Raw genomic sequence first — 8,468 nt, forward strand, 5'->3', positions numbered from 1 at the left:
AGTTGCGCTAAAGCGCAAGAGGGCGCAACTACGAGCCAAATACAGAGATTTTACTTTTCGTTACATAGTTTGGTTTTATCTTGCCTACCTACTTAATGATCTTGTCTATTTATTAGCTGATAATTGACAGCTAATCTGTTTTTTAGATGAAATATTATTACATACTTTCTTGATGAACATATTACAAAATTATGACAAAAGTATGTTTGATTTATCTGATTGCACTCAGAATCATAACTTGTGAGCATTAAGTAGCGGGGTAAGCAATCTCAATCTTGGCAATCTATCAATAGATAGTTATATTTTGTCTGAAAGTAAGTAAATTAATAATAGTCTAATTTACTATAATTAGGGTAAGTGATTGTTTGACCATTGAAGGAAATTGACGTGTTCAATAATAAGCCGAGGCTTTGGACTCCCAAAAAATTAGTTACGTTGCTTATATTATCTAGTAGTTTTAGTCTAAGCTTTATAATATTTATAAAAACAAATGTTTTTAAAGCTTCAAAACCACAGAAGATTGTAAATAATTTAATAGCAAATGTAGAAACCCAGCAGCGAGTTGAAGAATTAAAGGCGGCGATGCTGACAAGTTGGCAACAAAAAGCACAAGTAAATGGTTTTTCTGACTCCATACCATCAATTTTTCAAAGTGCAATAATTGAGTCGGCAAAACTCTCTCCACCTCAAAAAGTAATTGCTCTTACCTTTGATGATGGGCCGTGGCCTGAGAGTACAGCAGAAGTGTTAGATATTCTGAAAAAAAATCAGATCAAAGGAACATTTTTTGTGATTGGGCAAAACGTGAAAAATTATCCAGACTTACTCAAGCAGGAGATTGCTGAAGGTCATGTGATTGGCAACCATACTTGGCATCATTGGTATCAATTCTTGAACCCACAAGCTGCTGCTTATGAAATTGACCATACCGAAGATATTATTTATCAAACTACAGGGTTAAAAACAAATTTATTTCGACCACCTGGAGGAATTATGCATAATGGGGTGGTTGATTATGCTAGAAATAGCAAATACACTATTATTTTGTGGTCATCTGACTCTATAGATTATTCGCGTCCTCCTGTATCCAAATTAATCGGTAATGTGTTCAGACAGGCAAAGCCTGGTGGAATTGTATTAATGCATGATGGTGGTGGTAATCGTTCTAAGACTGTACAAGCTTTACCACAAATTATTGCCAACTTTCGCAAGCAGGGCTATCGCTTTGTCACCATCCCTGAACTTCTAGAAATGGAAGATAAAAACCAAAATTTGATTAAAAATAAAAAATAAGAAAATACCCATCTGTTTTTTTGTACCGTGGATGCACCTATACCCGCCCCCATAAAGTGCTAGTCAGGGTTACAGCCAAAGGGAAAAATTATCCTGTTTTCTTGATATCAGAATTTTCTGCTCTCCCTCTCACAAAAAACGGCGAGTTAAGCTAAAAATCTTTTAACCAATTTTGGGGGTTTAAGTCCCCTGTTTCTACAAGCAGCGTGTTTTGTGTCGGGGTTTAGAAACAGACCTCAAACGCACTGCTTGACAAGTTGTTATGCAATTGAAACCCCCAAAAGTTGTTAAGGGAATATCCAAACCCCTCTCTTTTGACCCTTAGTGTATTCCCAAAAATGTTGTCCTTAATTATACTTGTTTATATTTATAAGCGTGAATATGATGTTTAATCTATGCCAAAAATTCATAATTTAAATAAGTATCTAAACATAAAATTTATAATTAGTCTGCTAAAAATAATAAGAGATTGGAAATACAGCAATCAAAAGAAGGGTGTAATCAAGAAAATTATCTTATTTAGAGTGAAACGAATGCTCGGTTTCCAATCTGATGTTTCCCAAGCAATTGGAAAAATCCTTTATTGAGGTAGAACTAGAATTAATCCGATTAAATAATTATCTGTAAGATATTTATATCTACTAAAAATCGTAAGTATTTTTTTCCTTTGACTAAACATCAATTAGACAAAAGGCTATATTGGAAAGATTTTATTTGTTTAGCGAGGATTAATTTTATGCTGGTTTATCGAAACAGGATAGAAGGTTTCAGTCATCAGAATTAAGAATAAATTCTGTACGACTGGTAGATATCGTAGCGTAAAGCTTGCGGCATACCAAATGTTAGAGACGCTGTTCGCGTACCCGTTTCGGGATCTTGCTACGTTTAGAGGGAGTCCGTGTAACCTTCGGGGATCTTGCTAGCAAGAGCGTTGCGTAGAGATAGGTTTACGCTACCTATCAGTGGTAAGTCTAAATCCTCATTGAAAGATTGGCGATCGCAGAAAATTCGGAAGTAATTATATTAATAGTAAAATATGCAGATAGCAAAGAATAGCTTATACAGAACGCAAAATATTTCGGTAAGTCTTTTAGGTGACACCCAAATAAATCAGATAATAGCACAGTGTCATGATAATACAGAATCCCAAGGGATTCTCTGCATACATCAAATGTTTGAGCAGCAGGTAGAGAAATCACCTGATTCCGTGGCTTTAGTGTTTGAAAATACACAACTAACTTATCGGCAGCTAAACAATCGGGCAAATCAATTAGCACATCACTTACGAGGCTTGGGCATTGGTGGTGACGTACTTGTTGGTCTTTGTCTAGAACGTTCTATAGAAATGATAGTAGGAATGCTAGGAATTTTGAAAGCTGGAGGTGCTTATGTACCTTTAGATCCGGCGCATCCTTTAGAACGCCTAGCTTTCATCTTGGCAGACACCCAGACACCTGTGATTTTGACTACAAAACAATTGGTAACTAGTTTACCTAGTCATGGGGCGCAAGTGATTTGTCTAGACTCAGATTGTCTTGGAGCGATCGCTCAACAAAGTCAAGAAAATCCCAGAAATGAAATAATAGATGATAATCTAATCTACGTAATTTATACATCTGGTTCTACAGGTCAACCCAAGGGTGTAATGATACCACACCGTGGCATCCGCAATCTAGTTGACTGGAAGCAAACAACCTTTGGATTAACCTCAACAGATAAAGTTTTACAGACAATTCCCTTTAGTTTTGATCCCTCAGTCTGGCAGATATTCTGGACTTTATGTTATGGCGGACAGTTAGTTATGGCTCGTCCTGGTGGACATCAGGACACTGCCTACTTGGTGAACATGATTGTCGAGCAACAAATTACGATCATTGCCTTAGTACCCTCTTTGCTGCGTGTATTTCTAGAAGAAAAGGGTATTGAGGAATGCAAACATCTGAGGCACCTTACCTGTGGTGGTGAAGCTTTATCAATCGAACTGATAGAGCGATTTTTTGCAAAATTGAATTTGGACAATGTTTTGCAAAATTGCTATGGGCCAACAGAAACATCTGTAGATGCGATTTTCTGGACTTGCCAGCGCCATAGTAATTATGCAATGGCTCCCATTGGTCGCCCCATTGCCAATTTTGAAATTTATATTTTAGATGAGAATTTGCAACCAGTGCCTGTTGGTGAATCGGGAGAATTACATATTGGCGGTATTGGGCTGGCGCGAGGCTATCTCAACCGTCCTGAACTGACTAGAGAAAAATTCATCGCTCACCCAAGGAACGCAGAATCTGGGGTGTACTTGTACAAGACTGGAGATTTAGCACGTTACTTAAGTGATGGCAACATCGAATTTATGGGTCGTATTGACCATCAAGTTAAGATTCGCGGCTTTCGCATCGAGTTGGGAGAAATTGAAGCGGCACTAGGTGAATATCCGACATTGAAAGAAGTGATAGTAATAGCTAGAGAGGATATTCCTGGTGACAAACGGCTGGTAGCATATCTGGTCGCAAACTCCAAGCAAATTCCTACTCACAGAGAATTACGCCGCTTTTTACAAAAAAAATTACCAGGATATATGGTTCCTGCGGCTTTTGTATTCTTGGAGACACTGCCATTAAACCCCAACGGCAAAATAAATCGTCATGTTCTACCTGCACCGCATATTTCTAGTTCCTGTCAGTCAACAAACTTTGTTGCACCCCGAAACTCCACTGAAGAGATTTTAGCTGATATCTGGGTAAAAGTTCTGCATTTAAAACAAGTGGGCATCTACGACAATTTTTTTGAATTGGGAGGTCATTCACTGCTGGCTACGCAAGTGATATCACGGCTACGCCAAGCATTAAGCGTACAAATTCCCTTACACTTATTGTTTGAAAATCCCACGATCGCTAGTTTAGCTCAAGAAATTTCCGCACAAACTCAAACAGACCACTCCCCCAACCAAATTATTCCCCAACGAACCAACCAAAACTCAGTTCCTTTATCCTTTGCTCAACAGCGAGTCTGGTTTCTGGAACAGTTGGAACCAAGCAATGCCGCTTATATCATCACCAAAGCAGTACGGTTAACAGGCGAGTTGAACTTTAGTGTATTGCAAAAATCATTAAATGCGATCGCTGCTCATCATGAAGCACTGCGGACTAATTTTATCTCATCATCAGATGGTAGTCCCATACAAATAATTAGCCCATCTCGCCCGGTAGAACTGACAGTAATTAAATTAAAGGCTGGGGGAAATAATTTTAATCAGGACTCAAAAATTTCCCTCTCTTGTACAGAAGCAATTAATAACGTCTCTACTGCCTTTAATCTAGAATCAGACTTGATGCTGCGTGCTACTTTGTTCCAAGAAAATGAACAAGAGCATATATTACTGTTAGTTATGCATCACATCGCCTCTGATGGCTGGTCGATGGGTATTCTCTGGCAGCAATTAGCAGCCCTCTATGAAAGCTTTTTAAACAATAACCCCTTCCCCTTACCAAAACTGCCCATTCAATATGCCGATTTTGCTATTTGGCAACGTCAATGGTTATCTGGTGAGGTACTCTCTAATCAAATCAACTACTGGAAAACCCAGTTAGCTGGCGCTACAACTATACTGGAATTGCCCACTGATTACCCGCGTCCACCAGTCCAAACCTACCGGGGAGCGGCGAAATCTTTGATGCTACCCCAGAATTTGAGTGCATCGCTAACAGCACTTTCACGTCAAGAAAGTGTCACTTTATTTATGACTTTGCTGGCAGCTTTTGGGACAATACTGCATCGTTACACTGGGCAAGAAGACATCCTTATCGGTTCACCCATTGCCGGACGTAACCGTTCTGAAATAGAAAGCTTGATTGGATTTTTTATTAATACTGTGGTTTTGCGGACTGACTTTTCTGGTAAGCCCAGTTTTCGTTCATTGCTTGGTCGAGTTCGCCAAATCGCATTAGATGCTTACGCTCATCAAGATATGCCTTTTGAGAAATTGGTAGAAGAACTACAACCAGAACGAGATACCAGTCGCCATCCACTGTTTCAAGTGTGGTTTAATATGCTCAACTTGGAAGACTTGCAGCCGGAATTGCCTGGACTGGTTGTAGAACCAATTGCCTTAGAGGAGGCTGCTTCTAAATTTGACTTAACTCTGTACATCGCAGAACAATCACAGGGCATTGAATTGAAACTAGTTTACAATGCTGATTTGTTTGCCGCAGAACGAATGCTAGAAATGCTGCAACAGTTCCATCATTTGCTGAATCAGATTGTTGAAAATCCCGATAAATCGATTAGTTTCTATTCTCTTGTCACGCCAGAATCCTTACCTTTACTGCCAGAATCTAGGGCAGTGTTGCCACAACCAGAGTATGAATTAGTAACAACAATGTTTACCTCTTGGGTAAACAGAACTCCCGAACATTCAGCAATTTCTCAAGGAGGTTGCACTTGGAAGTATGAAGAATTGGGCAGAATTGCTCAAACCTTAGCAAAGGTGCTAATGGTTCACGGAGTCGAAAGGGGAGATGTTGTAGCCGTGTTCGGTACAAGGAGTTTTGGGCTAATTGCGAGTATGTTGGGCGTGTTTTTGAGTGGGGGCGTGCTACTAACGATAGATTCGCAACTTATTGCCAGCGATACCTCCGGTGGGCTACGCCAACGCCAGCAAATTATGCTCAAAGAGGCTAAAGCTAAATATCTACTTTATATAGACGATCAGCCCCTAGAAGATCGGGAAGTATGGGAATCTTTAACTATTATCTGTGTAGATGCAGATACTGGATATGCTGTAAATTCTCAGGACGATACCTGCTTCGGCGTAGCCCGAAGCAAAATCCACTTACCAGAAATAGCTGGAGATGATGCTGCATATATTTTCTTTACTTCTGGTACTACTGGTATACCGAAAGGTGTCTTGGGGTGTCATAAAGGACTGTCGCATTTTCTGAATTGGCAACGACAGACATTTGCTATTGGAGTCGAAGACCGCGTTGCTCAATTGACAGGACTTACCTTTGATGTTGTCCTCAGAGATATTTTCTTACCTTTAACCAGTGGTGCAACTTTATGTTTGCCACCAACAGGAGATAATTTAGAGCCAACAAAAGTTCTACGTTACTTGGAAAGCGAAAAGATTTCTGTGTTACACACAGTTCCGTCTTTAGCCCAATCATGGTTAGTGAATGTGCCGACAGAAGTATCTTTGCGTAGTTTACGCTGGTTATTTTTTGCGGGAGAACCACTAAAAGAGACACTTGTCAAGAGATGGCGGCAGAATTTCCCGGCATCTGGTGAAATTGTGAATCTCTATGGACCGACAGAAACAACTTTAGCTAAATGTTATTATCAAGTGCCTGCTGCACTTAAAGCAGGGGTACAGCCAATCGGATTACCGCTTCCTGAAACTCAAGCACTTGTTTTCACGCCAAATCAGCAACTATGTGGTATTGGTGAAGCGGGTGAAATTGTTCTGAGGACACCATTTCGGAGTTTAGGCTACATTAACACTCGCCAAGAAAATTCGGCTCGGTTTGTCAAGAATCCTTTTAGGAATGACGAACAGGATTTACTTTACTATACAGGCGATCGCGGTCGCTATCGTCCTGATGGCTCTTTAGAAATTCTCGGTCGGATCGATCATCAAGTCAAGATTCGCGGCATCCGCATTGAGCCAGGAGAAATCGAGACGGTGTTAGCCCAACACCCAGATATACAGCAGACTGTAGTAATTGCCCGTGAAGATGAGTTTGGCGAAGTCCGTTTACTAGCTTACATTGTCCCTCATCAACAAACAGCACCCAGCATTAGTGAGATTCGGCGCTTCCTCTCTAGCAAGCTACCACAGTATATGATGCCTTCGGCTTTTGTCTTGCTGGACAAACTACCCCTAACCCCAAACGGCAAAGTTAACCGCCGCGCTTTGCCTCTACCAGACTTGAACCAAGAGTTAGAAGCTACCTTTGTTGCTCCCCGCAATCAAGTAGAACATCAGTTAACAGAGATTTGGGAACAAGTTTTAGGTGTTCACCCTATTGGTGTCAGAGATAACTTTTTTCAACTGGGAGGACATTCTCTGCTAGCAGTCAAACTGTTTTGGCAAATCGAGCAGATGTTTGGCAAGAGTCTGCCCCTAGCAATTCTTTTTCAATCAAATACTGTCGAGGCTCTAGCAAAAATCATCTCCCCAGAAGCAGCAACAAACAAAACTTTAGTAGATATCTCTAGACAACATCACAATTGGTCATCCTTGGTAGAAATTCAACCTCATGGTTCCAAACCGCCTTTTTTCTGTGTTCACGGACTTGGTGGAGAAGTTTTAGGTTTCCGTCAATTGTCATTATATCTAGGTTCCGATCAACCATTTTATGGATTGCAACCACTTGGACTCGATATAACTAAGCCAATTCATACTCGCGTTGAAGAGATGGCAGCATACTACATTCAAGAAATTCAGACTCTTCAGCCCAAGGGGCCTTATTATCTTGGTGGGTATTCTTTTGGTGGTATAGTCGCTTTCGAGATGGCGCAACAACTTTGCCAGCAAGGTGAGCAAGTGGGGATTTTAGTTATGCTTGATACTTGTCGTGAAGGTTATAGCTGGCGATCGCCATTGCTGACGCGAATTTACTTGCATTTCAATAATCTAATCAAACAAGGCACTACTTACCTCTGGCATAAGCTCGGCAAATCGAGCCAGTGCAATAAGTCTCGTCTACAAAATAGATATAAACATTACTTGGATGCAGCACTTATTCCTGAAACTGACAAGCATTTAGAAATTATCGGTATTAATGTCCAAGCTAGGAGTCAATACATCTTCCCAACGTATTCCGGTAAAGTAGTACTTTTGCGAACTGAGGATCAGCATCGGGACGAAGCTGTAGGCATACAATACGATCCGCAATTTGGCTGGGGCGATTTAGTGACTGGAGGAGTAGATATCCATTATATTCCCGGCTCTCACCTTTCTCTGCTTGATGAACCTCACGTACAGGTGTTAGCTGAGAAATTGAAAAATTTCTTAAACAAATAATATTTGAACCTGAAGCTTTTTGGATAAACTCTGAGCTTGAGAGGTAGATTGATGTTCTATACCCGGATTTCTCACGAGGGAGAAAAAAACACCTGGATTAGCCAGACTTAGGATAAATTAATTGATACATTCTTAAATTCCCCGTAGATTAAAA

General features: G+C 40.4%; 2 protein-coding genes. Both read left to right on the top strand.

Annotated elements, in window-relative coordinates; all coding sequences use genetic code 11:
* The first annotated feature begins 387 nt into the window (after positions 1-387).
* Positions 388-1,293: a polysaccharide deacetylase family protein gene (locus tag V7K32_RS17545; protein ID WP_442938766.1), complete on the top strand. Its 906-nt coding sequence runs from the start codon at positions 388-390 to the stop codon at positions 1,291-1,293.
* A 1,036-nt stretch (positions 1,294-2,329) separates the two neighbouring features.
* Positions 2,330-8,314: an amino acid adenylation domain-containing protein gene (locus V7K32_RS17550; RefSeq protein ID WP_334995105.1), complete on the top strand. Its 5,985-nt coding sequence runs from the start codon at positions 2,330-2,332 to the stop codon at positions 8,312-8,314.
* The last annotated feature ends 154 nt before the right edge of the window (positions 8,315-8,468 follow it).

This window comes from Nostoc sp., from assembly GCF_036917635.1.
Lineage (GTDB): Bacteria > Cyanobacteriota > Cyanobacteriia > Cyanobacteriales > Nostocaceae > Nostoc.